Raw genomic sequence first — 24,485 nt, 5'->3', positions numbered from 1 at the left:
CGCAACGGTCGTCGATTGGAGTTTTATCTTGATGGGTATCGCTTCGCTCCACCCATCCTACGACCTATTCGCCCTCTATCCTCTTGCCCGCATCAGGCGGCCTTTTTCCCGGCCCCAGTCGCGCTTCTTTTCGCTCTCTCGCTTGTCGTGCAGCTTCTTGCCCTTGGCGATCGCAAGCAACAGCTTGGCGCGGCCGCGCTCGTTGAAATAGAGCTTTAGCGGAATCAGCGTCATGCCTTCGCGATCGACCGCGCCCATCAGCTTGTTGATCTGCTTTCTGTGCAACAGCAATTTACGCGGCCGTTTCGGCTCGTGGTTGAAGCGGTTGGCCTGCAGATATTCCGGGATATTGGCGTTGATCAACCAGATCTCGCCGTCCTTGGAATCCGCATAGGACTCCGCAATGGTGGTCTTGCCATTGCGGATCGACTTCACTTCCGTGCCGGTCAGCGCGATGCCGGCCTCAACCGTGTCCTCGATTGCATAGTTGAATCGGGCCTTGCGGTTTTCGGCGACTACCTTAATCGGGCGCTCGTTCTTATCAGCCACGGCTAGTGCCCTCTTCCGAAGTTCGTACAGTAATTGCGGAGCCCGTTATACGAACTTCGGAAGACAAAGGGCACCAGCAAACTTATGATTGCTAGTGCCGCTTCTCGATTTGAGGTCCCCACGCGGACTCGCGGCAAACACTGTGGGGACCTCAAATCGGCGGCACTAGCCCTTCTTGAGGAGATCGCGGATCTCGATCAGTAGTTCTTCTTGTCTGGTCAGCTTCGGCGGCGCGGGCGCAGCTTCGTCCTTGCGCTTCAGCTTGTTCATCGCGCGAATGACGATGAACAGCACAAAGGCGACGATGAGGAAGTTCAGCGTCAGCGTAAGGAAATTGCCCCAAGCCAGTACGGCGCCTTGCTTTTTGGCGTCCGCCAAGTTGCTGGCGTTTACCGCCTTCGACAGTGGCGTGAAATAGTTGGAGAAATCAAGACCGCCGGTAATCGCGCCGATCACCGGCATGATGACGTCGCCGACCAGCGAGCTCACGATGGCGCCGAAGGCCGCACCGATGATGACGCCAACCGCGAGGTCGACGACGTTGCCCTTCATCGCGAATTCGCGGAATTCCTTCAGCATGCTGGCTTCCCCTCTTCGTTCTTCAGGCGAAGCGGAACCGCCCTAGTTGATCAGGCCGGCATGGACCATGGCGCTGCGCACGGCGACCCGCGTGGGCTCGGACACCGGCACCATCGGCAGCCGCAGCTTCTCGTCGATCTTGCCGAGCAGCGAGAGCGCGTATTTCACCGGCGCCGGATTGCTTTCGATGAAGAGGTTGTTGTGCAGTGGCATCAGCTTGTCGTGCAGCTTGAGCGCGGTGGCGTGATCGCCCTTCTGCCATGCCGCGTGGAATTCCGAGCACAGCCGCGGCGCGACGTTCGACGTGACCGAGATGCAGCCATGGCCGCCATGCGCCATGTAGCCGAGGATGGTGGCGTCCTCGCCCGACAATTGGTTGAAGTCCTCGCCCATCGCCGCGCGCTGCTGCGAGACCCGCACCATGCTGGCGGTCGCATCCTTGACGCCGGCGATGTTCTTCAGCGCGAACAGCCGCGTCATGGTCTCGACCGACATGTCGATCACGGAACGGCCGGGAATGTTGTAGATGATGATCGGAACGCCGATGGCGTCGTTGATCGCCTTGAAGTGCTGGTACATGCCTTCCTGGGTGGGCTTGTTGTAGTACGGCGTCACCACCAGCACCGCATCCGCTCCTGCCTTTTCCGCATGCTCGGCAAGCTCGACCGCTTCCTTGGTCGAGTTGGAGCCCGCGCCAGCAATCACCGGCACCTTGCCCTTGGCCTCGTCGATGCACCATTCCACCACGCGCTTGTGCTCGTCATGGCTCAGCGTCGGGCTTTCACCGGTCGTGCCGACCGGGACCAGGCCGTGGGTGCCTTCGGCGATCTGCCAATTCACCAAGCCGCGGAAAGCGGCCTCGTCGACCGAGCCGTTCTTGAATGGCGTGACCAAGGCGGTAAACGACCCCCGGAATTTTGTCTTGGCTGCCATGGACTTCCTCCAACGCTTAAGAAACGGCACGACTGAAACTGGATTTCAATTCATATCGGGTCTGGTGACCAGACGAAAGGGCCGTGCATCAGGCGCTTAGCGCGTTGTTCCGACGCTGTTTCCTGCCGCGGGCCAACATTTGCCTTCCTGAAGGCCGATAGCCGCGATTTTGCCGCGGTGATGGCGCAAACAGGTCCATCGCGACGCTTTTAGCATTTTGTCCACATATTCAATCAAAATAGACCAAGGCTGGAGCGATTGAATGATTCGCCGCCGCAGAGGAAAGCCGTGATCCCTTCCGCCCGCGCCGCCGCCTTGCGATCGACCGCACTGGCCACAAGCCTGGCGCTGGCGATCGGACTGACCTCCTTTCCTCTGGAAAGCTGGGCCAAGTCAAAAGTTCCCGTGCCGAAGCCGCGACCGATTGCCCGCAGCGTCGTTCCCAAGTCCGCGCCGACGGCGAACACCGGCACTCCGGCTGCATCGACCGCGCCGGCGCAAGTAGCGCCGGCCCCGCCGCCGCCTGTTCTGGCGCCTGCGACCCGCCAGCATGCTGTCGCGCCGCCTCCGCGCAGACACGCCCCAGCCGCAGTGGCCGCGACCTCCTCGACGTCTCAGGCCGACAAGGACGCGCTGGAGAACATCATCGAATTGGTGCGCAAGCAGAAGCCCGGCGATGCAACGCAGGTGCAAGCGTCGATCTCGGATCCGGTCGCCCGCAAGCTCGCGGAATGGCTGATCCTGCGCAGCGACAACAACAATGCCTCGGTCGAGCGCTACCGCGCGTTTATTTCAGCCAATCCGAGTTGGCCGTCGCAGACTTTCCTGCGCCGACGCATCGAGGCCGCGCTGTGGGACGACCGCCGCGACGATTCGACCGTCTGGTCGTGGTTCGAGAACGAATCGCCGATCTCGGGCAAGGGCAAGTTCGCGCTGGCGAAGGCGATGCTCGCGCGCGGCGACCGCGCCAATGCCGAACGGCTGGTCCGCGAGGCCTGGCGTCACGACGGCATGTCGGAAGACACCGAGAACGCCGCGCTCGACATGTTCGGCGCGCTGTTAACGGCAGGCGACCACAAGGCACGGATGGAGTCGCTACTTTACGGCACTGAGCAGGAAGCCGGCGGCATGCGCGCCGCGAAACGGCTCGGCTCAGGCCATGTCGCGCTCGCGAAAGCGCGGATCGCGGCCAACAAAAAGTCTTCCAACCTCAGGACACTGCTCGAGGCGGTGCCGCGCGAATTGCACGGCGAAACCGGCTACATCTTCGCGAAAATCCAGCTACTTCGCCGCGAAGAGAAGTTCAACGAGGCCGCGCAGCTCATGCTGAGCGCGCCGAAGGACCCGAACCGCCTGCACAATCTCAACGAGTGGTGGATCGAGCGGCGCTTGCTGGCGCGCAAGATGCTTGATGTCGGCGAGCATCGCACCGCGTATCTGATCGCGCGGGATGCGGCGCTGCCGACACGTGACATCTACAAGACCGAGCAGGAATTCACCGCTGGCTGGATTGCGCTGCGGTTCCTGAAAGATCCTGCGGTCGCCGCCCAGCACTTCGCGCGCATCGGCGTCGGCAGCGTGAACCCGACTGCTTTGGCGCGCGCAGGCTATTGGCAAGGCCGGGCGGCGGAAGCGGCCGGCCGCGCGCAAGAGGCCCGCGCGGCCTATGGGCGCGCGGCCGAGCAATCGACCAGCTATTATGGTCAGCTCGCCCGCGCCAAGCTCGGCCTGCCGCAGCTTCAGTTGAATGGCGTCCCGAGCGCCCGCGGCCGCAGCGCCGAGCGATTCGAGATCGTTCGCGCGGTGCAGTTGCTGTATGACCTCGACGAGCGCGAACTCGCGATCCCGATTTTCGCCGACATGGGCGAGAACGGCGATCCCGACGCCCTGGCGGGTCTCGGCGAGCTCACCTCGCGCTACCGCGACGCCCGCGGCATGCTGCTGCTCGGCAAGGCCGCGCTCAATCGCGGCCTGCCGTTCGACGTCTACGCCTATCCCATCACCGGCATCCCGTCGTTCAAGCAGATCGGACCCGAGGTCGAGCCCAGCGTCATCTATTCGATCGCGCGGCAGGAAAGCGCTTTCAATCCGGCCGTGGTCTCACCGGCCCAGGCCTACGGGCTGATGCAGGTGACGCCGGACGCCGGTCGCTATGTCTGCAAGCGGGCCGGCGTCAGCTTCGACCTTCAGCGGATGAAGACGGACTCCGTCTACAACGCCATGCTTGGTGCCGCCGAGCTCGGCGGGCTGCTCGAGGACTATCGCGGCTCCTACATCCTGACCTTCGCGGGCTACAATGCCGGTCGCGGCAGTGTGAAGAAATGGATCGAGCGTTACGGCGATCCACGCGACCCCAAGGTCGACGCGGTCGATTGGGTCGAGCAGATCCCGTTCTCCGAGACGCGGAACTACGTGCAGCGGATCATGGAGAACCTGCAGGTCTATCGCGCGCGGTTCGGCGGCGGGACCAAGCTTCAAATTGAAGCCGACCTGCACCGCGGCGCCAGCGTCGAATAGTGTCAGGCAACCCGACTTGACCTGAATATTGGGCCACGGCCCAGAACGAGCCTGCGGGCAGCAGCTATCTTTCGCAATAACTCTTGAAGCGCGGATAAGGCATGAGCCGCCCTTGGTCCGTGCCACGAACCATACCCACAATGAAAAACCCCCGGCAGTTGCCTGCCGGGGGTTCTCCTAGTGTTTCAAGTCTTTCGGGATCAGAAGTTACGCTGAGCGCGAACGTTCAGGAACACAGTGCTCTGGTCCCGGAACTCGTAGACGGCGGTCGGCTTCGGAGCCGTCGGCGTCAGGATAGCAGAACCGCTCATCTTCTGGTCGAGGAAGAACGCACCGACTTCAGCCGAGAACGTCAGGTTCCTGACGGGAGTCCAGCGGGTGATCACACCAACCTGGGCGAAGTTGAAGGACGGGTTGCAGGAGAAGTCTGCAGACACGACCTTGCCAGTTACGTAGTTAGCGCACCAGGCGCCCCTTGCCGAGGTGATGTCCAGCTCGTCGCCACCGTAACGGACCTGACCGTAGCTGCCCCAGAGGCTGGTCGACCAGTAGGGATCCCAGTTGTGGTTGAACGCACCACGAATACCCCATGCATCCACCAGCTTGATGCCGTCGGTGAAGCCCGGCAGGTACACACCATCAGCCGTCTGACCGAAGCCGATGCTCTGGTAGCCACCCGCAAGACCGGTGTCACCGAACATCACGAAGCTCGGCGAAGCGCCGCTCGTGGAGACCACCGACTTGGTGGAGCCCTTGGCGTAGGTGGCGTCGATCTTGAAGTCGTCGCCCGCGCCGGTCGGCAGGTTCTTGATCTGCAAGGCAGCCATCACCGCACCGCCCCACTTGCTTTCGGGGTGACCGGAAATTTCCGACAGGTTGTTCGGAGTGCCGTTGGCGTTGAGGACGTTGTAGGAAGCGTTCACGAGATGCGCCAAACCACCGATCTGGAACAGACCCCAGGCCTGGTCGACGCGGATGTTGCCGACGATGTCCGGAGCACGCACGCCGCCGTAGGCTTGAGCGCCCGCCGTGGCGAAGGCGCCGGTTCCAACGGCAAGGTTCAGCAGCGAGGTGCGGTTGTACACGGTCGGTTCATCCAGACCGATGGTGGCCGACACGCCATTGCCGAACTGAGCGGTGTACTGGATGTTGTTGACGCCGGTCACGTAGTCCGGACCGCCCATCAGGAACGAGTTGTTGTTGCCCGGATAGCCGTTCCAGGGCGACGCAAAGGCCGAAACCGACTTACCGAAGGTGAAGCCCGCGAACTGCAGGAAGATCTGGTCGACCGCCACATAGCCAGCGCCCGCGGCGTCAAGCAGGAACGGGTTGTTGCCCAGGTTAGTCGCGAGCGAGTTCGGATTGAAGGTGCTGCCGCCGAGCGTGCTGAACTGGATGTTGGCCTGACCGAAGGTGCGGACAACGCCGTACTCAGTGGCGGTACGGGTATCAACCGTCAGCGCCAAACGAGAACGGGCCGCGAAGTAGTTGGCGTAGCGGTTGCCCTGACCGATGTCACCCGACCAAGCCGGACCACCGTAAATGTTGCCGTTGAACGTGGTGTCGATGCGCAGATAACCACCCAGCTTGATGCAGGTGTCGGTGCCCGGGATATAGAAGAAACCCGCGCCATACAGGGAGCAGATCCTCACGTATTCGACCGCTTTGGCCTTTACGGGAAGATCGGCCGCCTGCGCCCCGCCCATGGCGAGCAGACCCGCCGCTGAGCCGAGAATAAGGCTCTTAACCATCTTCATATTAAACCTCCAAGTTGCTCTGTAGGGAAGGTTCCGGATCCGCTGGGTGAAACACCCTAAGGTTGGTTCCCTTGTCCCCTGAAACCCGCTTAGTCGCTTCGCGCCTTCGGACACTCCCGCATGAACGCGAGGGACTTAAGCGAACCACCTAAAACGGGACGACCTCGGGATGCCCCCCTCCGTCGCCCGATCACAATTACCGAGGACTTCTGCACACGCAATAAAGGAACCGCTTCGAACGGCCCGGCTTCGCCCTTTTCCGAAGGGTGTTGCACAAATAACACGCGATTGTGATTGGAGTTTTTCTGCAAGCCTTTGTTTCTAATAGATATTTTTGATTAGTTCTATTTGACACGTGAATTGTTGCGTGGGCGGCGCAGCAAACGGTTCTGCCCTCCGAACGGATGTCATCGCATCGAATCGAATGGCGGGATTCGCCGAATCCGCATCGACCGAACACCATAGAAAAGGCGACGCGCGGCAGCCGGCTTGGGCGCGAGTCACGACAAGTATATTAAGACTAAGCCGGCGCCCCCCACCGTCATGACCAGTTTCGGCCGGCGGCTCCCAGGGCCAGCTCGTGAGGAACTGCCAAGGGCCCCCGGGATCGAAGTGCATTCGCTGGCGAAGACCACGCTTTATATAAGAGCCTGATATAAGAGCCTGCTCCCGGGCCCCTTAATCGGGGCTACATCCCCCGCGCCGAATCAATGCGAGGCCTTGAAAAGAAGCGTGTGACCTGCTCCGCGGGATACGGTATCGACCCGGAAGGAACGCCTGCGGCGGCACCGCCACCAAATAGCCCCCGCGTAACCTGAATCTGCCGCTTGCGGCTCGCCCTCGCGTCGGGCATATCCGCCCTCATGGAGCTGTGGCCGAGTGGCTGAAGGCGGCGGTTTGCTAAACCGTTATAGGGTTGTAAAGCCCTATCGAGGGTTCGAATCCCTCCGGCTCCGCCACCCTACGCCCTGATGGGCTTCCGGTGGCGGGTCACCCGAAGCCCGGCAGAGCGAAGGATGTCTCCCGAAGCTCTATAAGAGCGCAGGGAGACTGTTTGCCACATGTGGTACGTCTATTTCCTTGAACTGAGCAACGGCGACATCTACGTCGGCTCGACGGACGATCTGCGTAGAGCAGCATCCCATCAGCAAGGACATGTCATTTCGACCAGTAATTATTTGCCCTTGATTCTTCGCTCATACGGGGCGGTGGGCGATGAAATTGCGCGCCGTTCTGCTGCTGGCTGCGGATGGCGAGATATTGTCGGACGATGAAAGCCTGCTACTACTCCGCGGGCTTCATATCCTGGACGGGGCTCGCGACCGCGAATCTTGCCAGCCGCTGCTGCGCCGGCCCTTCGATGAGGTCGACGATCTCATCGGCGATACCGTCAGTGAAAGCCTGGCCAATACTGTCACTGGCGTGTTCGATAATGATAGCGACGCCTTTCGCTCTGATCATCGATCGCTTAATCGACGGATTCATCCGTGTAGCGTTGTTCGGCGCGACGACCTTTCACGCAATACAACCTCGGCTACATCGAGGATGCGCTGGTATCGCTGGATTGGGCGCGCGGGCCGAAGACGATGTGTTCGAAGGAGACGATGAGAAATCGTCCTGGGTCGATTTCGTGCATCCGAACGAGCCGGTCAGAAATCCCTGGCGCCACGTCGGGCGTAACGATCCATGTCCCTGCGGGAGCGGCAAGAAAGCGAAGAAATGCTGCCTTGCCAACGGAGAGCCGCCGGCGTGACGCCGGCGACGTTTTAGTGCGCAATCATCCACGCACGCGCCTCGCGCTGTGCGGTGGCGATTTCGGCATCCGACATCATGGCGGCGACCTCGCGGCGCATCGAGATTGCATCCGCGCGTCCCTTCAGCGCGGCGAGATTTAACCATTTGTGGGCCGCGACGAGATTGACCACGCCGGACCGGCCGCTCGCCCAGTAAAGGCCGCGCTCGAACAGCACGTCCGGAATAGCGGTCGCTTCCACCGGAATTGCGTTGTCGAGATCGATCTGCCCCTGAAACATCTGTAGCTCCCCTTCTTATCGTTGCCGCCCTCCCCCGAGCGCGGCCCCTGTCCACTGTTGACATCCCCGGCGCCAAACCGCCTACGGTTTGGCGGATCATGCGCGTGCCGTTTTCCGGTCTGTTGTTGGGATGATCATGGCCGAACAAATTTGAAGGGCAGTTTAAGGTTCGCGATGAACGGGGTGTAAACGCGCACTTTGCGCCGTCGACCACGAAAATCGCTGAAGCATCTGCGGCACAGGGAGAAGTGGCCAATCGTGAAAGTCGGTTTACCCTGCGGTTTCGCGGAACGATAACCATTGCGGCCAATGTCGGTGCCATCATCACCCGTCACCCCGATCGGGGCGTTGACGGTTCCAGCAGGTAACCCGGCGTCGCGCAGCGCTGCGGTCATGCAGGAGTTCAAGGCGTGCCTGCCACCGAAACGCGCCTGAACCGGCACCGAACCGCCGGGGCCTAGGAACAATGAAGGGAGTCTTGAAAACTTCAGTGCCGGACGCCTGATGCGCGGGCTGTCGGAGCGCTCCAGCGAAAGCGGGCGTTCCGGGGGGCGAGTACGCCCCAAGGGAACGAGGGCGTCGGCGAACACGTCAGGACCAGATTTCAAGCCGGGCTTTTGGCCCCGATGAAATTGCGGGCAGTTAAGGGTACCCGCACCGAACGAAGAAAACCTGTTTCTTCTGCCGGACCGGTTTGAAAGAGCAAGCTCTTCCGAAATACGATCCAGCCGTTTGACCTGATGTCTCGCCGACACCCTCTTTCGTCGACCAGAGCCTTCAGCGTTTCGTCTTGGGGCTCGGGTGACGTGCCGGCATCGAACCGCCGGCAATTCTCAAAGAAGCGAACTTACTTCTTCTTCTTGGCGACCTTGCGGGTCTTCTTCGCAGTCTTCTTCACTGCGCTCTTCGCTTTCTTCGCCTTCTTAGCCTTCTTAGCCATGTTGCCCTCCTAATGTAGTGAGATGGCTCGTTAGTCGCTGCGTGCACTCGGGAATCGAGATGCACTACATCCCGAATACACCAACACATTCAAAAAAACAGCGTCCCACTTAAGGAAGTGTTGACGCGGCGATCGGAGCACGCGCTAAGCACTTCGTTCGATGGCACAACGATTGATGCGCACGTCGATGCAAAAAGTGCCGCAACGACCGACATCGGCGTTTGTCAAGATTGCAAGAAGCGCCTGTGCCGCAGCACTTTCTTGAATTCGCGCAAACCACGTTCGATGCACACTCGATGTCGTCGCGACTCACTGATGCCGCGGAAACGTCATGTGCGCGGACTCTGAGTCGCAAATTTTGGCAATAAAAAAATTTTCGTGGGCAGAGGGGTGGCGTCTCATCGCCGCTCGCCAAAACCAAACTTTTTTGCGAATCGCGAACACCGATTCGCAACTGCGCTATCGGGCGCGCGGGTGAAGTTCAGATCGCGATGGACTATCGAAACACGCTCGCGCGCATCAATCAACGACGGAGTCGTCCCGTTACGGGACGCCTCAGATGCCGAGCTTCGTCTTCAGGAGATCGTTGACTGCTTGCGGATTGGCCTTGCCGCCGGACTGCTTCATCACCTGGCCGACGAACCAGCCGGCGAGCTGCGGCTTGGCCTTCGCCTGCGCGACCTTGTCCGGATTGGCGGCGATGATGTCGTCGACGACCTTCTCGATCGCGCCCAAGTCAGTGACCTGCTTCATGCCGCGCGCCTCGACCAGCTCGCGCGGATCGCCGCCTTCGGTCCAGACGATCTCGAACAGGTCTTTTGCGATCTTGCCGGAGATCGTGCCCTCGCCGATCAGGCCGACGATCGCGGCCAACTGCGCCGCCGACACCGGCGACGCCGTAATGCCATGGCCTTCCTTGTTGAGGCGTCCGAACAGCTCGTTGATCACCCAGTTGGCGGCGAGCTTGCCGTCGCGCGCCTTGTCCGCAAGTCCATCCAGCACGGTCTCATAGAAGACTGCGCTCTCGCGCTCGGCCACCAGCACGCCGGCATCGTAGGGCGACAGGCCGAGGCTCTCGATGAAGCGCGCCTTCTTCTGGTCCGGCAATTCCGGCAGCTTCGCCTTGAGTTCATCAACATAGCCTTGCGTGAACTCGAGCGGCAGCAGGTCGGGATCGGGGAAATAGCGATAGTCGTGCGCCTCTTCCTTGGAGCGCATCGATCGCGTCTCGCCCTTGTTGGGGTCGAACAGGCGCGTCTCCTGGTCGATCGTGCCGCCATCCTCGATGATCTCGATCTGACGCCGGGCCTCGTACTCGATCGCCTGGCCGATGAAGTTGATCGAGTTCATGTTCTTGATTTCGCAGCGGGTGCCGAGCGGCCCGCCGGGCTTTCGTACGGAAACGTTCACATCGGCGCGCAACGAGCCCTTCTCCATGTCGCCGTCGCAGGTGCCGAGATAGCGCAGGATCGAGCGCAGCTTGGTCACATAGGCCTTGGCCTGCTCGGCGTCGCGGATGTCGGGTTTCGACACGATCTCCATCAGCGCCACGCCACAGCGGTTGAGGTCGACATAGGACATGGTCGGTGCCTGATCGTGCAGCAATTTGCCCGCATCCTGTTCCAGGTGCAGCCGCTCGATCCCGATGGTGGCGGTTCTGCCGCCGTCGAGTTCGACCACGATCTCGCCCTCGCCCACCACGGGCGACTTGTACTGGCTGATCTGGTAGCCCTGCGGCGAGTCCGGATAGAAATAGTTCTTGCGGTCGAACACGGAGCGCAGGTTGATCTTGGCGTTAAGGCCGAGCCCGGTTCGGACAGCCTGCTTGACGCATTCCTCGTTGATGACCGGCAACATGCCTGGCATCGCGGCATCGACCAGCGACACATGGCTGTTCGGCTCGCCGCCGAATTCCGTCGAGGCGCCCGAGAACAGCTTTGACTTCGAGGTGACCTGGGCGTGCACCTCCATCCCGATCACGACTTCCCAGTCGCCGGTCTGGCCCTTGATCAATTTTCCCGGTTTGACTGACACGGTCATGCTTTTCCACCTCCGAGCAGCGCGGACACGATCCGCTCCCATTCGGCTTCCAGAGAATCCTTCGCCACCGGCTGGCCGGCCTGGCGGTACCAGTATCCGGCGTTGCCGAGATCGCCTTCGACCCGGTGCAGATAGGCATGCACCCAGGCGGCGTTCGCATCGCTCTCGTCCTGAACGATCTTGTGCGCCCGATCCCAATCGCCCTTGGCCGCCCACCACAACGCGGCCAGCGGCGGTTGTAGGCCCGGCGCTGGGGCGGCATCCGCCAAGCTGGCGCGGAAATCCGCCATCGCTACCACCAGCGCGGCGGCGTGAAGCGGCCGGCCGCCTGCTCCACGACTTCGCCGAGCGAGAACAGCGTCTCCTCATCGAACGGACGGCCGATCAACTGCAGTCCAAGCGGCAGTCCCTGCGCATCCTTGCCGGCTGGCACAGCGATGCCCGGCAGCCCTGCCATGTTCACCGTCACCGTGAAGATGTCGTTGAGATACATCTCGACTGGATCGGCGCCGCCTTTTTCGCCGACGCCGAAGGCAGCCGAAGGTGTCGCGGGCGTCAGGATCGCGCTGATGCCCTTGGCGAAGCAATCTTCAAAATCCTTCTTGATCAGGGTGCGGACTTTTTGCGCGCGCAGATAATAGGCATCGTAATAGCCGGCCGAGAGCACATAAGTGCCGATCATGACGCGGCGGCGCACTTCATCGCCAAACCCTTCCGCGCGGGTGTTCTCGTACAACTCGCCTATGCTGCGGCCCGGCACGCGCAGGCCGTAGCGTACGCCATCGTAGCGCGCGAGGTTGGACGAGGCTTCCGCCGGCGCCACAATGTAATAAGCCGGCAGCGCGTATTTGGTGTGCGGCAGCGACACCTCGACCAGTTCGGCGCCGGCCGCTTTCAGCCATGCCGCGCCTTCGCTCCAGAGCTTTTCGATCTCCGCCGGCATGCCGTCGAGGCGATACTCTTTCGGGATACCGATCTTCATGCCCTTCACCGACTTGCCGACGGCGGCTTCGTAGTCGGGCACGCCGATATCCACGGAGGTCGTGTCCTTCGGGTCGTGGCCTGCCATCGAGCGCATCAGGATCGCGGAATCGCGCACCGTGCGCGCGATCGGACCGGCCTGGTCGAGCGAGGACGCGAACGCCACGATGCCCCAACGCGAGCAGCGGCCGTAGGTCGGCTTGACGCCGACGGTTGCGGTGAAGGCGGCGGGCTGGCGGATCGAACCGCCGGTGTCGGTCGCAGTCGCGCCCATGCAGAGCAGCGCTGCCACCGCGGATGCCGATCCACCGGACGAGCCGCCCGGCACCAGCGTGGTGTTGGAACCCTCGCGCCGCCACGGATTGACAACCGGGCCGAAGCACGAGGTCTCGTTCGACGAGCCCATCGCGAATTCGTCATTGTTGAGCTTGCCGAGCATCACGGCGCCGTCGCGCCAGAGCTGCGAGGTCACGGTCGATTCATACGGCGGCACGAAGTTGCCGAGGATCTTCGAGCACGCGGTGGTGCGCACATCTTTCGTTGCGAACAGATCCTTGATGCCAAGCGGAATGCCGGCAAGCGGCCCGCCCTCGCCCTTGGCAATCTTCGCATCGACCGTACGCGCCATGGCACGCGCCTGGTCGGGCGTTTCCAGCACGAAGGCATTGAGCGAACGCGCCGCTTCAATCGCGGCGAGATGCGCGTCCGTCAATTCAAGCGAGGTGAAAGACTGGCTCGCGAGGCCCTCGCGGGCCTCCGCGATCGTCAGAGATGTCAGATCGGTCATTTATTGATCGGGCTACAGAAGAACGGAGAAAGCGTCTTGTCGTTGGCAGGGCTGTTCGATTCCTGGGCGCGCGCCTTGTCGGCTGCCTCGAGCTGATCGAGCACGGCATCCATCGCCTTGTCGGGATCGGCGGCCTTGCCCTGCCGCTCCATCGCGTCGAGATAGTTCATGTAGGCCTGATAGGCCTTTTCATCGTCGCAGAGCAGACACATCGGACTTCCGATCTCAAAACAGAGTAGATGTTATTCCACCACCTTTGGCACCAGGAAGAAATGGTTTTGCGTCTCCGGCGCATTCCTGACGATGTCGTCGGGAATCTCGCCGTCATTGACCACGTCATGCCGCTTCTTCATTTCCATCGGGGTCACCGAGGTCATCGGCTCAACGCCGTCGATGTTCACTTCCGAAAGCTGCTCCACGAAGGCCAGCATGGCGTTCAGCTCGCCCTGCAGATGGGGAACCTCGGCCTCGGTGACCGCAATCCGCGCCAGATGCGCGATGCGGCGAACGGTGGCGGCATCAACGGACATAAATATAGGCCTCAAACGGGGAATTCGCACCCGCCGTATAGCAGAGGCCCCTTTTGCGCCGCAACCGCGGGAACAGGCGCCGCAGGCCCATTCGGTCGCCCTCGCCCTGATGGACAAGATTTTGTGTGCGAAGCGCAGATTTCTTGCGCAAAAGCGCCCCGACGCAACCATTTTTATCGATTGACGTAGTCGTCTTGAAACAGTCGGGGGATGAAAGTCGCGGCCGGAACATCGGGAGGCCGTGTGATGTCGACCATCGAAAATGACCGCGCCGGATCGGAAAGCTGGGATCCGGCCCTCTGGTCCATCGGGACCGTTCTCGGCGTCGCGATCGTCTACCTCGCCTGCTCAACCTGACCCAAACGGGAGGAGAGCCATGTCCCAGGCTAAAATCTCCCAGGCTAAAATCCTGCGGGAAAAGGCGGAAATGTTCGAACGCCGCGCCGAAAATGCGACCGACCCCATCTCCAAGCAGCACTACAAGGAGATGGCCGCGCACTACCGTTCGCTGGCCGCGGAGCATCTGGACGTCAGGCGCGACGAACCGGCGCACTGAGCGGCGGACAGGACTTATCGGCTTAGCGCACCGAACCGCGCCAGCGCAGCGCCTGCGAGCGAGCGGGTCAATTCCGCAGCCGGCATCTCGCGCCCCATCCGCACCGCCTGCCCGGCCCACAGATTGGTGAAATCGACCTTGCCGAGCTTTTCGGCCGCCGCCCGGAGCGGCACAAGCGCGGTTGCGGCATGCGGGAATGCGGGCGCATCCGGCGAGATCGGTCCGACCTCGCGCATGACACGGTTGGCGACGCCACGCGCAGGACGGCCGGTCATGACATTGGTGATGACCGTGGAATCATCATGCGCCTGGGCCAGCGCCGTGCGAACGGGTCCGATCACCCTGGATTCCGGACAGCGCAGATAGGCGCTGCCGATCTGCACGCCGGATGCGCCGAGCGCGAACGCCGCCGCGATGCCGCGCCCGTCGGCGATGCCGCCGGCCGCGATCACAGGCACCTTCACGGCATCGACCACCTGCGGCACCAGCGCAAACGTGCCGGGCTGCTGGGCGATATTGTCGGTCAGGAACATGCCGCGATGGCCGCCGGCTTCGGCGCCTTGCGCGATGATGACGTCGGCACCGTTCTCCTCCAGCCAGATCGCCTCCTTCACGATGGTTGCAGAGGACATCACGAGGCAGCCCGCCGCCTTGACGCGCTTGACCAGCACCGGATCCGGCAGTCCGAAGTGGAAGCTGACGATTTCCGGCTTCAGTTCCTCCACCACCTCACACATGGCTTCATCGAACGGCGCGCGGTTGGCGGCGTTGATGGGCGTGGCAGGATCGATACCCAATTCCTTGTAATAAGAGCCAAGCCGCGCCTTCCAACCGGCCTCGCGCGCGGGATCGGCATCGACCGGCTTGTGACAGAAGAAGTTCATGTTAACCGGCGCGGTGACGCGCTGGCGGATGATGTTGACCTGCTCACGTGCTTTCTCGGCCGAGATCATCGCGCAAGGCAGCGAGCCGAGCGCCCCGCCCTGCGCCGCCGCGATCACGAGTTCGGCGTCCATGACGCCGGCCATCGGCGCCAGCACGATCGGAAATTCGGTCTTGAAGAGGTCGATGATCCGGCGGTCTGGCCACATGGTTCTGCTCGCTTGAATGAATTGAATGTCGGTGCGGGTCAGGTGGCGACGGAATTCCGCCGTCCGCCCAATATCTGCTCTGCCTCGGTAACGATCCTGTCAACGATCTCGCCGGCCGGCGGGATATCATGAATCAGCCCGACGGCTTCGCCCGCGATGACGGCAGCGATATCGAAATTGCCCGCCGCTCTTGCCGCCGCATATTCGTCGGCAACCGCTTTGATATTCTGCATCAGTTCGACCTCGCGTCCCATCCAGCGCCGCGCATGATCGTTGATCAGGCAGCGGCCGGTAAACGGCGCCGGCCAGACATTGTTGCGCGACAGATCGAAAATGATGCCGCGGACGCTGTTGCCGCTGGTTGCGGCACAGATGCGCCGCTTGGCTTCATCCGCGCCGTCGCATTCCTGGCTGGCATAAAAGCGGGTGCCCAGCAGTACGCCGGAAGCGCCCAGCATCATCATCGCCGCAAGCCCGCGGCCGTCGCCTATCCCGCCTGCTGCTGCAACTGGCACCCGGCCAGCCGCCAGATCAACAATCGCCGGCACGATGTCGATCGTGCTGCGCGAGGCGCCGTGGCCGCCGGCTTCCGTTCCCTGCGCGATCAGAATGTCGGCGCCTGCATCCAGCGCCTGTCGGGCCATATCCTCGTCCTGAACCTGGCAGATCAACAACGCGCCCGATGATTTGACGCGCGGTGCGAAAGGTGTGGGATCGCCGAACGAGAGCATGATGGCGCGTGGACCAGCTTCAAGCGCGACATCCAGTAGCGCCGGCTGCTTGGCAAGGCTCCAGGTGATGAAGCCGACGCCGAAGGGACCGGATAGATCGGCAAGCTTGGCCGTCTCCTGCTCGAGCCACGCCCGGTCGCCATAGCCGCCGCCGAGAATGCCGAACCCGCCGGCAGTACTGACCGCTGATGTCAGACGCGCGCCCGCAATCACATCCATCGGCGCCGACAGGATCGGATGCTGGATGCCCAGACGGGCGGTCAACGGCGTGGAGATCGGCATGTCCATTCCCTGCAAACTGGACAGGCAATCTAGACCGAACTATCATTCTCTAAAAATGAATACTATAGAACTCTACCATCTCTGGAAAGAAACGGAGCTTGCCATGGAGCTGAGCGATCTCGTCACCTTCTCGGCCGTTGCCCGGCTCGGCGGCATCACCCGCGCCGCCGACGAACTCAACACCGTGCAGTCCAACGTCACCCAGCGCGTGAAGGCGCTGGAAGCCGAGATCGGCACCGCGCTATTCGAACGGCACAGCCGCGGCATGATGCTGACCGGCGCCGGCCGCCGCCTGCTTCCATATGCCGACCGGATGGCGGCGCTGTCGCGCGAGGCGGTGCTGGCCGCGCGCGACGATGGCGAGCCGAAGGGGCCGCTGTCGATTGGCTCGATGGAAACGACGGCCGCGGTACGCCTGCCCTCTTTGCTCGCCGAATTCCATCGCCGCTTCCCCGCTGTTCAATTGAGCCTGCGGACCTCGACAACGGCTGACCTCGTGGCCGGCGTGCTCAATGGCAAGTTTGACGGCGCATTCGTTGCCGGTCCGATCGAGCATGCCGAACTCGACGCGACGGTCGCCTTCCGCGAAGAACTGGTGCTGGTGACGGCACGGCGCTGGCAGAGCCTCAGTGCTTTACGCGCAGGCACGCCCGGCTCGGGTCCGACCGCCCTGGTCTTCCGCATCGGCTGCACGTACCGGCAGCGGCTCGAACAGGTGTTTTCGGAATTCGGCTGGCCGTCGGCGACGCGCTTCGAGCTCGGCACGCTCGACGGTATGATCGGCTGCGTCGCCGCCGACATGGGCGTGACACTGCTGCCGCGCGCCGTGGTCGGGCGGAACGAAACTGTCAACGTCCACACGCTGAACCCGACGCAGGCACGCGTCGAGACGCTTTTCATCACCCGTCGCACGGCCCATCAATACAGCGCCCTGCAGGGCTTTGCCGCCTGCTTGGAAAATAACGGCGAGGTCATCGCCGCCTGATATGCCAGCGCCGCAGCGCGACGCCGGCCCAGATCGCCTCGACCAGCCCGAACGGCCAGGCGCCCTGCAGAAATCCGTACACCGAACCGAGCGCACATGCGCCTGCAAAGGCAAGGATGAACCAGTGGCTGCGGTCCTCCAGCGCGTAGGCCACGAGCATCGCGGTCACCGCGAACAGGCCGAACAGACTGAGCGCATCCACTGAACTGCCCCATGCGTTCCGTTGCGCGAAAATTCCGCTGCCTCAATTCTGCGACAAGTCGAATTGCGGCACAGCACTCGCGGCCTTCGATCGCAACACACGCATCGGCTCGAAAAATTTCTAGCCGCCGCGCACCGCTACGTTAGTATGAGCCGCTAGTTACCAAAAACCATAACGTCAACATCTGGGAGGAACTGCGATGCGCAACGCATTCGTGTTGTGCTGTTCTGTTGCCCTGTTGGGTACGGTCGGAACGGCAAGCGCTCAAGACTGGACGAAATCGAAATGGGGACCGAACGACGAGATCGGCGCCGCCAACTACATGAAGCCCGAGCTCGTTGTGAAGGCAGCGGGTTTGGTCAAGACCGGCAAGACCTACGCACTCGGCATTCCTGTCGATTCCAAGACCCCCGCCTATCCGCCGCGCGCCTTCAAGATCACCGTCGTTCAGCCCGGTCAGGCCGGCATTCCCGGCCTGGGTCCGACCAAGACCACCTACAACGACGATTTGCTCGACGGCTGGGTCGGCGTCGGCAGCCAGCTCGACGGGCTTGGCCACATCGGCGTCGAGCACGTCTACTACAACGGGAACAAGCTTGCCGATTTCGGCGATCCGACCGGTTTGAAAAAGCTCGGCGTCGAGAAGATCCCCCCGATAGTGGCCCGCGGCGTGTTGCTTGACATGGCGGCCCATTACAACACAGACATCGTCAAGGAAGGCACCGCCTTCAACGTAAAGGAGATCGAGGAGGTCGCAAAAAAACAGGGCGTCGAGATTCGCCAGGGCGACGTCGTGATCTTCCACACCGGTTGGCTCAGTCTGATCGGCAAGGACGACAAGCGCTACGGCGCGGGTGAACCTGGCCTGGGCGTCGAAGGAGCCAAATATCTCACCGGCAAGGGCGTCGTTGCGGTCGGTGCCGATACCTGGGGCCTCGAAGTGGTGCCGTTCGAGACCAAGAACGTCTTCGAGGTGCACCAAGTCCTGTTGCCGATGAACGGCACCTACATTCTCGAAAATATGGACACCGCGGAACTGGCGAAGGACAAGGCTTATGAGTTCCTGTTTGTGCTCGGACACCCGCGCTTCAAAGGCGGTGTGCAGAGCATGATCAACCCGGTCGCGATTCGGTAAAACCAATAGCGACATATGGCGTGGCGTTCTCGCATGGACGCCACGCCATGATCGGCTTTGCCTGAGCAACGCCCTGCGTGTTAAGCGGGATCATGCCCGCACCCATTCTCCCCCTTATCGACGCCGTCACGCACTGGCCCGCGCGCGGCGCCCTCATTGGGCTCGATCTCGGCACCAAGACCATCGGCGTTGCCGTGTCCGATCCCGACCGAAGGCTCGCGACCGGCGTCGAGACGATCCAGCGCAAGGCGTTCAAGGCCGACGCGGCGCGGCTCTTGGCGATCGCGGGTGAGCGCAACGCTGTGGGCTTCTTGCTCGGCTTGCCCATCAACATGGACGGCAGCGAGGGCCCGCGCGCGCAATCGACCCGCGCCTTTGCCCGCAATCTTTCGAACCTGACGAATCTGGCGATTGCGCTGTGGGATGAGCGGCTTTCGACCGCAGCCGTCGAGCGCGAACTGATCGGCATGGATGTTTCTCGCGCCCGCCGCGCCGAGGTGATCGACGAGCATGCCGCCATCTTCATCCTGCAGGGTGCGCTGGACCGGCTCAAGAAGCTGCGCGGGGATCGCTGATGGCGGTGGTGATCTCGGCGCTGCTGCCGGTGTTTCTGCTGATCGTGCTCGGCTTCATCCTCAAGCGCAGCCTGATGCGGCTGGACACGCAATGGCACGGGCTGGAGAGGCTGACCTATTACGTCCTGTTCCCGACGCTACTGATCCAGACGCTGGTGAAGGCCGATCTGTCCAGCGTTCCGGTGGCCGGGGTCGGCGGCGCGCTGATGCTCTCGGCGCTAGTGATGTCGCTCTTGTGCCTGGCGCTGCGGCCCCTCTTCTCCCGCTGGAACATCGATGGCCCGGCCTTCACCTCGATCTTCCAGGGCGCAACGCGCTGGCAGACTTTTGTCGCGCTCGCCATCTCTAGCAATCTCTTTGGCCACACCGGGCTGGCGCTGGCCTCCGTCGCCATGGTCGCGATCATTCCGCTTGTGAACGTGTTCAGCGTGTCGGTGCTGGCTCACTACGCTACGCCGGAAAAGCAGTCGCTCCGCGCGACCGTGATGACAGTGCTGACGAATCCTTTGATCTGGGCCTGCGCGATCGGGCTTGCGGTGAATGTCACGCATCTGCCGCTGCCACAGGTCTGGCACGACGTCGCCGAGGCGCTCGGCCGCTCCTCCCTCGGCATCGGACTGCTCGTCACCGGCGCGGGCCTGCAGCTTGCAGGTATGTTCCGTCCGAGCCTAGCCGCTTCGATCGCGGTGTTCCTCAAGCTGATCCTGATGCCGGTTCTTGGCGTCGCGCTGGCGCTGTGGTTCGGCATATCGGGCTCAAGCCTGGTGATCGTTGCTGTCTGCTCGGCCGTGCCCACCTCTTCCTCCGCCTATGTGCTGGCGCGGCAAATGGGCGGGGACGCGCCGCTATTGGCGCAGATCATCACGCTGCAGACGATATTGGCGGCGATCACGATGCCGATCGCGATCGCGCTGGTGGCATAGAACAGCCGCGGCGGATATTGTCGCGGCGCAAACTTGCCTCGTGCCAGCCCACTAGGTAGAAATAGACAACGCGAGACAACGCGCCTTGTCGATCACCACCCGATGCGCCCCCGAGCATGGTCATTCCATCTTGATCCCGCCATTGAGCAACGTCTGGCCAAGGCTTGTGATCGTCGAGGGGATCATGGGATCCGGGAAGTCGACCGTCACAGTGAACATCGCTCGCCGGCTGGAGGCATCCGGCATCCCCGCCACCGGATAACCGAAGGGGTCGATCCGCATCCGATCCGGTTCGATTGGGACCTGCCCTGGAGCGCGATGCCGCCGGCAGAGCTTGCCAAATCGTGCATCGCCAAGTGGCGCGCCTTCGTTGACAGTTCGCTGGCCGCCGACCGCATCCAGGCTGTCGACGGGCAACTGTTCCACGGCAATCTGACGTCGCTGCTGCTGCTCGAAGCCGACATGGAGTTGATCGCCGCCTATTGCCGGGAAGTTGTCGCGGTCATCAAGCCGTTGCGCCCGCTGCTGATCTATTTCCACCAGGACGACGTCGACAGCGCCATTCGCGCCGTCTCGGCGCAGCGAGGCGATAAATGGGTGAACTATCAGGCCAACTGGAAACTGGAATCGCCGTACGCCAGGAGGCGCGGGCTGGCCGGTCTTGACGGCCTGATCGCCCTCTATCGTCAATACCGGGCGCTCACCGACCAATTGTTTGCGGATCTCGATATTTCGAAGATCAGCATCGAGAACTCGCGGCAGCAATGGGCGCTCTATGACGACATCATCGATCGCGCGTTGACGAACCCGAATACAAAGTAGGCCCACACCCGTAAATCGTCCGGTTTGACCTACCCACTACCAGCCAGCCAGAAAGTCTGGATGGTCGCCGCCAGATTGTTGATGCCGTGCAGGACGACCGTCAGCCAGGTCGAATTGGTGCGGTAGCGCAGATAGCCCAGCAACAAGCCGATCGAAAACACCTCGCCGAAAAAGAACCAGTCGTATTGCAGATGCAGCGAAGTCCAGGCCAGCGAGGACAGGAAGATCGCCCCGGCGACGCCGAGCCGCGACTCCGACCAGCCGCGGTAGAGAAACCCGCGCACGAAGATCTCCTCCCACATCGGCGCGGCGACGGCAAACGCGATCACCAATAGCCACAGCGCGCCGTCGGCTTGCGCTGTCTTCAGAACCTCGCCCATGAAGCCCGGCGTCACCTCGCGCCCGAGCGCGCGCGACAGCAGGTCCCAGCCGCCGACGAGAATGACTAGCGCAGCGAGGCCGATGAAGAAATTGCGCCATGAGGGCCAGCGCAGCGCCAGATAATCGGCAAACGGTATGCGCGTCGGTCGGATTGCAATCCACGTCGCCAGCAGCACGGCGGGTAATCCCAGGATGACCGAGAGCGAGATGGTCAGGCCGCCGCCGATGACACGGATCGCCTCAGTGATGTCGAACGATCCGCCCTGCCACAGCACAAAATAGATGATGACCGAGAGTTGGCCGAGGAACACGGCGGCAAAGATGAACAGGCCCCACAGCGTCGTGCCCCAGAATTTCCAGGCGCATGGCGGCCGCTGATCCGGCATCGCTGGCGGCACGGCAGCGGGACTTGCGGTGGTGAGGCAGTCCATCAAGTGACTTTCATAGCCGGAGGATTATCTTCGTCATGCCCGGGCTTGCCGCTGAAGCTTCAGCGAAAGCGGCAAACCCAAGCCACGACGGTGAGACGCATTCATGCTCACGGCAGCGCGCGCTCCATAAGGCCGCGGACATCGCCACTATCCAGATCGACCGCGCCATACATGCCGGCGTGGTTGCCGGCAAGACGCGTGGCTGCGAACAACTCGGCATGCCGCGGCGACACGGCATTGAGCGCAGCAGCCGCCGCCAGCAGCGCCAGCTTTTCGACCCCCAGCCGCGCCACGCGCTCGCTGTCCGGCCGGTGGAACGCCTTGCCGATGAACGCGGTGGTTTCACCTGCACCCGGCAATCCGAGCGTCTCGCCGGTCAGTTCATGCACGACGCCGGAGGCTGCTTCCGGCTCGCGCGACAGCGCGCGCAGCACGTCGAGGCACATCACATTGCCGGAGCCTTCCCAGATCGCATTGACCGGCGACTCCCGGTAATGCCGCGCCAGAATGCCCTCCTCCACGTAGCCGTTGCCGCCGAGGCACTCCATCGCCTCATAGAGAAAGCCCGGAGCGCTCTTGCAGACCCAGTATTTGATGGCGGGGGTCAGCAGCCGCATATAGGCGGCTTCCTTGGCGTCAACAGGGGCGCGATCGAACGAACGGCATAGCCGCATCGCCAGCGCGACGGTGGCCTCGACATGCAGCGCCATGTCCGACAGCACCGCCTGCATCAGCGGCTGGTCGGCGAGATGCTTCTGGAACACGCTGCGGTGCCGGGCGTGGTGCAGCGCATGCGCCAGCCCCGATCGCATCAGGCCGGCAGACGCGATCGCGCAATCCTGCCGCGTCAACTGCACCATCTGGATGATGGTACGGATGCCCTTGCCCTCGGCGCCGACGCGCTCGGCGTAGGCGCCGTGAAACTCGACTTCCGAGGAGGCATTCGAGCGGTTGCCGAGCTTGTCTTTCAGCCGCTGGAACCGGATCGCGTTCACCGAGCCGTCCGGGGCAAAGCGCGGCATGAAGAAGCAGGTCAAGCCATCCTTGGCCTGCGCCAGTACCAGAAAAGCGTCGCACATCGGCGCCGACATGAACCATTTGTGTCCGGTGATGCGGTAGACGTCACCGTCACGCTCCGCCCGCGTCAGATTGGAGCGGACGTCGGTGCCACCCTGCTTCTCGGTCATGCCCATGCCGAGCGTCATGCCGCGTTTTTTCGGCCACGGTGCAAAGCTCGGGTCATAGGAACGCGTCGCGACGACCGGCATCACCTTCGCCAATAGGTCAGGCTGTTCCGCAAGCGCCGCCACCGACGCGCGCGTCATGGTGATCGGGCAGAGATGCCCGGTCTCGACTTGTGCTGCCATGTAGAATTTCGCCGCGCGCACCACTTCGGACGCGCCGCCGGCCGGCTTGCCGTCGGCAGTCCAGGTCGAATTGTGCACGCCGGCATGCGCACTATGCGCCATCAGTTCGTGATAGGCAGGGTGAAATTCGACTTCGTCACGGCGATTGCCGCGTGAATCGAAGGCACGCAGCTTGGGCGTATTTTCGTTGGCAATGCGGCCGCGCTCCGCCATTGCCGCAGAACCCCAATGCTTGCCGAAGTCAGACAGCTCCCCCTCTGCCGCAGCGCCGCCATTGGCGGCGACTGCATCGAGCAGCGGCCGGTCGGCCACGTATAGATCGACATCCTCGAATGGCGGCGACTGGTTGAAGACCTCGTGGGTCGAAAATGTTGCCTGGCTCATGGCTGATCCTGGAACGGTTAATCACTTCCGCGGCGTGATCGGGAAATCATAGGCCTGCCCGCCCGCGCCCGGCAGCGAAAAGTGCCACCACTCCTTCGAATAGTTTACAAATCCTCGCCGCGCCATCACCTGAACCAGCTTCTCGCGCCAGCGGCGTTGCGCCGCGGTGATGGATTTCGCCGCCGTGTGCGACTTGGCGTCGGAACAATCGTAGCCGGTGCCCATGTCGACGCTGCCTTCCGGCGCGCGCAGGTGCACGTGGGCGATGCAGTCGGCATAATCCTTGGCGGGATCGAAAGTTGCCGAATTGTCGGCCTTCAGATCAGCCAATGTGAGATCGAGCGCCGCACCGGTCGAATGCCCGGAACGTTTAGCAATATAGCCCAGGCGAAACAGGTCGGCCTTGCTGAACGATGGATTGTAGCGCTTCTGCGCCGGTGTTTCGCGGCCATCGCGCGACCAGGCCACCATGTCGGCCGCCGCGCGCACCGGGCGGTAGCAATCGAACATCTTTAGCGACAGGTTCTGCAGCGCGAGTTCTTCCTGAACGCTCTTCAAGCGCATGCCGACCTCGCGCTTCACCACGCATTCGGCAGCCTGATAGCCCCGCAGCGGACGGCCGACAAAATTGTTCGAGCCGGCGTAACGGATATCCTGGATGATGGTCGGATCGATATCGCGCAAATATACGAAACCGGCCGGCAGTTTTGGCGCCTGCGCGGCGGCGCTCGCGATGCAACCCGCCGCGAATATCGCCACGAGTACTACCCGCCTTCCAGCACCGCTGCCGACGGTCACGCCGGTACCCACATGGTCCGAATGCACTGAGTGAAATGCCGCACGTTTTCCCCGATGTACCGCGTGCCAATCCCGGCCATTCTAGTGGAATCCCCAGGCTTGGAACATTGGGGGCCCATTTACCCTGTCGCGGAAGCGCTAGTGGATAAGTCGGCACCTCGGATTTGAAGCTTGCC

28 protein-coding genes and 1 tRNA gene are annotated in these 24,485 nt (G+C 62.4%); 10 read left to right on the top strand and 19 right to left on the bottom strand.

Annotated elements, in window-relative coordinates:
- Window positions 1-75: 75 nt before the first annotated feature.
- From smpB to dapA, 3 genes are all read right to left on the bottom strand, one after another.
- The gene (gene smpB / locus KJQ96_RS10020) at window positions 76-549 is read right to left on the bottom strand and encodes an SsrA-binding protein SmpB (protein ID WP_057845702.1); all 474 of its coding nucleotides are present in this window, start codon (window positions 547-549) and stop codon (window positions 76-78) included.
- A 165-nt stretch (window positions 550-714) separates the two neighbouring features.
- A complete protein-coding gene (gene mscL / locus KJQ96_RS10015; RefSeq protein ID WP_213286466.1) occupies window positions 715-1,128 on the bottom strand; it encodes a large conductance mechanosensitive channel protein MscL in 414 nt (137 codons plus the stop codon).
- Window positions 1,129-1,170: 42 nt separating this feature from the next.
- Window positions 1,171-2,061, bottom strand: coding sequence for a 4-hydroxy-tetrahydrodipicolinate synthase (dapA, locus tag KJQ96_RS10010; protein WP_213286465.1), 891 nt, complete (start codon window positions 2,059-2,061; stop codon window positions 1,171-1,173).
- 288 nt (window positions 2,062-2,349) lie between these two features.
- Between dapA and KJQ96_RS10005 the strand changes: the two genes are divergently transcribed.
- The gene (locus KJQ96_RS10005; RefSeq protein WP_375293157.1) at window positions 2,350-4,578 is read left to right on the top strand and encodes a lytic transglycosylase domain-containing protein; all 2,229 of its coding nucleotides are present in this window, start codon (window positions 2,350-2,352) and stop codon (window positions 4,576-4,578) included.
- Window positions 4,579-4,778: 200 nt separating this feature from the next.
- Here the strand turns inward: KJQ96_RS10005 and KJQ96_RS10000 are convergent, their stop codons facing one another.
- A complete protein-coding gene (locus KJQ96_RS10000; RefSeq protein ID WP_213286464.1) occupies window positions 4,779-6,335 on the bottom strand; it encodes a porin in 1,557 nt (518 codons plus the stop codon).
- A gap of 865 nt (window positions 6,336-7,200) precedes the next feature.
- Here KJQ96_RS10000 and KJQ96_RS09995 point away from each other — a divergent pair.
- Together KJQ96_RS09995 and KJQ96_RS09990 are read left to right on the top strand one after the other, a co-directional pair.
- Window positions 7,201-7,294 (top strand) — tRNA-Ser (locus KJQ96_RS09995).
- Window positions 7,295-7,396: 102 nt separating this feature from the next.
- Window positions 7,397-7,609: a GIY-YIG nuclease family protein gene (locus tag KJQ96_RS09990; RefSeq protein ID WP_213286463.1), complete on the top strand. Its 213-nt coding sequence runs from the start codon at window positions 7,397-7,399 to the stop codon at window positions 7,607-7,609.
- 10 nt (window positions 7,610-7,619) lie between these two features.
- Here KJQ96_RS09990 and KJQ96_RS09985 read toward each other — a convergent pair whose 3' ends face one another.
- Window positions 7,620-7,796 carry a hypothetical protein gene (locus tag KJQ96_RS09985; protein WP_213286462.1) on the bottom strand — a complete coding sequence of 59 codons (177 nt, stop codon included), beginning with the start codon at window positions 7,794-7,796 and terminating at the stop codon, window positions 7,620-7,622.
- Here KJQ96_RS09985 and KJQ96_RS41985 point away from each other — a divergent pair.
- Window positions 7,768-8,088: an SEC-C metal-binding domain-containing protein gene (locus KJQ96_RS41985; RefSeq protein ID WP_375293158.1), complete on the top strand. Its 321-nt coding sequence runs from the start codon at window positions 7,768-7,770 to the stop codon at window positions 8,086-8,088. The genes KJQ96_RS09985 and KJQ96_RS41985 overlap by 29 nt on opposite strands.
- Window positions 8,089-8,101: 13 nt before the next feature.
- On the opposite strand, the gene KJQ96_RS09975 is transcribed toward KJQ96_RS41985, so the two are convergent.
- From KJQ96_RS09975 to gatC, 7 genes are all read right to left on the bottom strand, one after another.
- Entirely contained in the window at window positions 8,102-8,368 is a 267-nt protein-coding gene (locus KJQ96_RS09975) for a hypothetical protein (protein WP_213286461.1), read from the bottom strand.
- Window positions 8,369-8,502: 134 nt separating this feature from the next.
- A complete protein-coding gene (locus tag KJQ96_RS09970; protein ID WP_213286460.1) occupies window positions 8,503-8,763 on the bottom strand; it encodes a hypothetical protein in 261 nt (86 codons plus the stop codon).
- Between the two features lie 1,100 nt (window positions 8,764-9,863).
- A complete protein-coding gene (gatB, locus tag KJQ96_RS09965) occupies window positions 9,864-11,348 on the bottom strand; it encodes an Asp-tRNA(Asn)/Glu-tRNA(Gln) amidotransferase subunit GatB (RefSeq protein ID WP_213286459.1) in 1,485 nt (494 codons plus the stop codon).
- Window positions 11,345-11,638 carry a hypothetical protein gene (locus tag KJQ96_RS09960; protein ID WP_249733896.1) on the bottom strand — a complete coding sequence of 98 codons (294 nt, stop codon included), beginning with the start codon at window positions 11,636-11,638 and terminating at the stop codon, window positions 11,345-11,347. Before KJQ96_RS09960 ends, gatB begins: the two co-directional genes overlap by 4 nt.
- Before the next feature lie 2 nt (window positions 11,639-11,640).
- On the bottom strand, window positions 11,641-13,116 hold the full coding sequence (gene gatA, locus KJQ96_RS09955; RefSeq protein ID WP_213286458.1) for an Asp-tRNA(Asn)/Glu-tRNA(Gln) amidotransferase subunit GatA: 1,476 nt from the start codon (window positions 13,114-13,116) through the stop codon (window positions 11,641-11,643).
- Complete coding sequence (locus tag KJQ96_RS09950; protein WP_057850177.1) at window positions 13,113-13,328, bottom strand: hypothetical protein; 216 nt, start codon at window positions 13,326-13,328, stop codon at window positions 13,113-13,115. The genes gatA and KJQ96_RS09950 overlap by 4 nt, the downstream gene beginning before the upstream one ends.
- A 30-nt stretch (window positions 13,329-13,358) precedes the next feature.
- Window positions 13,359-13,646, bottom strand: a complete 288-nt coding sequence (gatC, locus tag KJQ96_RS09945) for an Asp-tRNA(Asn)/Glu-tRNA(Gln) amidotransferase subunit GatC (protein ID WP_213286457.1) — start codon at window positions 13,644-13,646, stop codon at window positions 13,359-13,361.
- Between the two features lie 376 nt (window positions 13,647-14,022).
- Here gatC and KJQ96_RS09940 point away from each other — a divergent pair, with 376 nt between their 5' ends.
- Window positions 14,023-14,202, top strand: a complete 180-nt coding sequence (locus KJQ96_RS09940; RefSeq protein ID WP_213286456.1) for a hypothetical protein — start codon at window positions 14,023-14,025, stop codon at window positions 14,200-14,202.
- A 14-nt stretch (window positions 14,203-14,216) separates the two neighbouring features.
- Here the strand turns inward: KJQ96_RS09940 and KJQ96_RS09935 are convergent, their stop codons facing one another.
- The gene (locus tag KJQ96_RS09935) at window positions 14,217-15,293 is read right to left on the bottom strand and encodes a nitronate monooxygenase family protein (protein ID WP_213286455.1); all 1,077 of its coding nucleotides are present in this window, start codon (window positions 15,291-15,293) and stop codon (window positions 14,217-14,219) included.
- 38 nt (window positions 15,294-15,331) lie between these two features.
- The gene (locus KJQ96_RS09930) at window positions 15,332-16,306 is read right to left on the bottom strand and encodes a nitronate monooxygenase family protein (protein WP_213286454.1); all 975 of its coding nucleotides are present in this window, start codon (window positions 16,304-16,306) and stop codon (window positions 15,332-15,334) included.
- A 103-nt stretch (window positions 16,307-16,409) separates the two neighbouring features.
- Here KJQ96_RS09930 and KJQ96_RS09925 point away from each other — a divergent pair, with 103 nt between their 5' ends.
- The gene (locus KJQ96_RS09925) at window positions 16,410-17,291 is read left to right on the top strand and encodes a LysR family transcriptional regulator (protein ID WP_213286453.1); all 882 of its coding nucleotides are present in this window, start codon (window positions 16,410-16,412) and stop codon (window positions 17,289-17,291) included.
- On the opposite strand, the gene KJQ96_RS09920 is transcribed toward KJQ96_RS09925, so the two are convergent.
- Window positions 17,278-17,493, bottom strand: coding sequence for a hypothetical protein (locus KJQ96_RS09920; RefSeq protein ID WP_213286452.1), 216 nt, complete (start codon window positions 17,491-17,493; stop codon window positions 17,278-17,280). The genes KJQ96_RS09925 and KJQ96_RS09920 overlap by 14 nt on opposite strands.
- A gap of 199 nt (window positions 17,494-17,692) precedes the next feature.
- Here KJQ96_RS09920 and KJQ96_RS09915 point away from each other — a divergent pair, with 199 nt between their 5' ends.
- The 3 genes from KJQ96_RS09915 (at window position 17,693) to KJQ96_RS09905 (ending at window position 20,126) form a co-directional block, all read left to right on the top strand.
- The gene (locus tag KJQ96_RS09915) at window positions 17,693-18,628 is read left to right on the top strand and encodes a cyclase family protein (RefSeq protein WP_213286451.1); all 936 of its coding nucleotides are present in this window, start codon (window positions 17,693-17,695) and stop codon (window positions 18,626-18,628) included.
- A gap of 92 nt (window positions 18,629-18,720) precedes the next feature.
- Window positions 18,721-19,203, top strand: a complete 483-nt coding sequence (gene ruvX / locus KJQ96_RS09910) for a Holliday junction resolvase RuvX (protein WP_213286450.1) — start codon at window positions 18,721-18,723, stop codon at window positions 19,201-19,203.
- Window positions 19,203-20,126 carry an AEC family transporter gene (locus KJQ96_RS09905; protein WP_213286449.1) on the top strand — a complete coding sequence of 308 codons (924 nt, stop codon included), beginning with the start codon at window positions 19,203-19,205 and terminating at the stop codon, window positions 20,124-20,126. The genes ruvX and KJQ96_RS09905 overlap by 1 nt, the downstream gene beginning before the upstream one ends.
- A gap of 120 nt (window positions 20,127-20,246) precedes the next feature.
- Here the strand turns inward: KJQ96_RS09905 and KJQ96_RS40155 are convergent, their stop codons facing one another.
- On the bottom strand, window positions 20,247-20,408 hold the full coding sequence (locus KJQ96_RS40155) for a hypothetical protein (protein WP_249733895.1): 162 nt from the start codon (window positions 20,406-20,408) through the stop codon (window positions 20,247-20,249).
- A gap of 36 nt (window positions 20,409-20,444) precedes the next feature.
- On the opposite strand from KJQ96_RS40155, the gene KJQ96_RS09900 reads away from it, so the two are divergent.
- Complete coding sequence (locus KJQ96_RS09900; protein WP_249733894.1) at window positions 20,445-20,948, top strand: hypothetical protein; 504 nt, start codon at window positions 20,445-20,447, stop codon at window positions 20,946-20,948.
- A gap of 29 nt (window positions 20,949-20,977) precedes the next feature.
- Here KJQ96_RS09900 and KJQ96_RS09895 read toward each other — a convergent pair whose 3' ends face one another.
- The 3 genes from KJQ96_RS09895 to KJQ96_RS09885 all read right to left on the bottom strand — a co-directional run bounded on the left by KJQ96_RS09895 (window position 20,978) and on the right by KJQ96_RS09885 (window position 24,270).
- Window positions 20,978-21,760: a type II CAAX endopeptidase family protein gene (locus KJQ96_RS09895; protein WP_213286448.1), complete on the bottom strand. Its 783-nt coding sequence runs from the start codon at window positions 21,758-21,760 to the stop codon at window positions 20,978-20,980.
- 107 nt (window positions 21,761-21,867) lie between these two features.
- The gene (locus KJQ96_RS09890; protein WP_213286447.1) at window positions 21,868-23,511 is read right to left on the bottom strand and encodes an acyl-CoA dehydrogenase family protein; all 1,644 of its coding nucleotides are present in this window, start codon (window positions 23,509-23,511) and stop codon (window positions 21,868-21,870) included.
- A gap of 21 nt (window positions 23,512-23,532) precedes the next feature.
- On the bottom strand, window positions 23,533-24,270 hold the full coding sequence (locus KJQ96_RS09885; RefSeq protein WP_309142394.1) for a M15 family metallopeptidase: 738 nt from the start codon (window positions 24,268-24,270) through the stop codon (window positions 23,533-23,535).
- Window positions 24,271-24,485 lie beyond the last annotated feature (215 nt).

It is taken from the genome of Bradyrhizobium sp. sGM-13 (assembly GCF_018398875.1).
In the GTDB taxonomy this organism is placed as follows: Bacteria; Pseudomonadota; Alphaproteobacteria; order Rhizobiales; family Xanthobacteraceae; genus Bradyrhizobium.
Note: the sequence above shows the minus strand (reverse complement) of the source record. Positions and strands in the feature narration are given on the sequence as shown.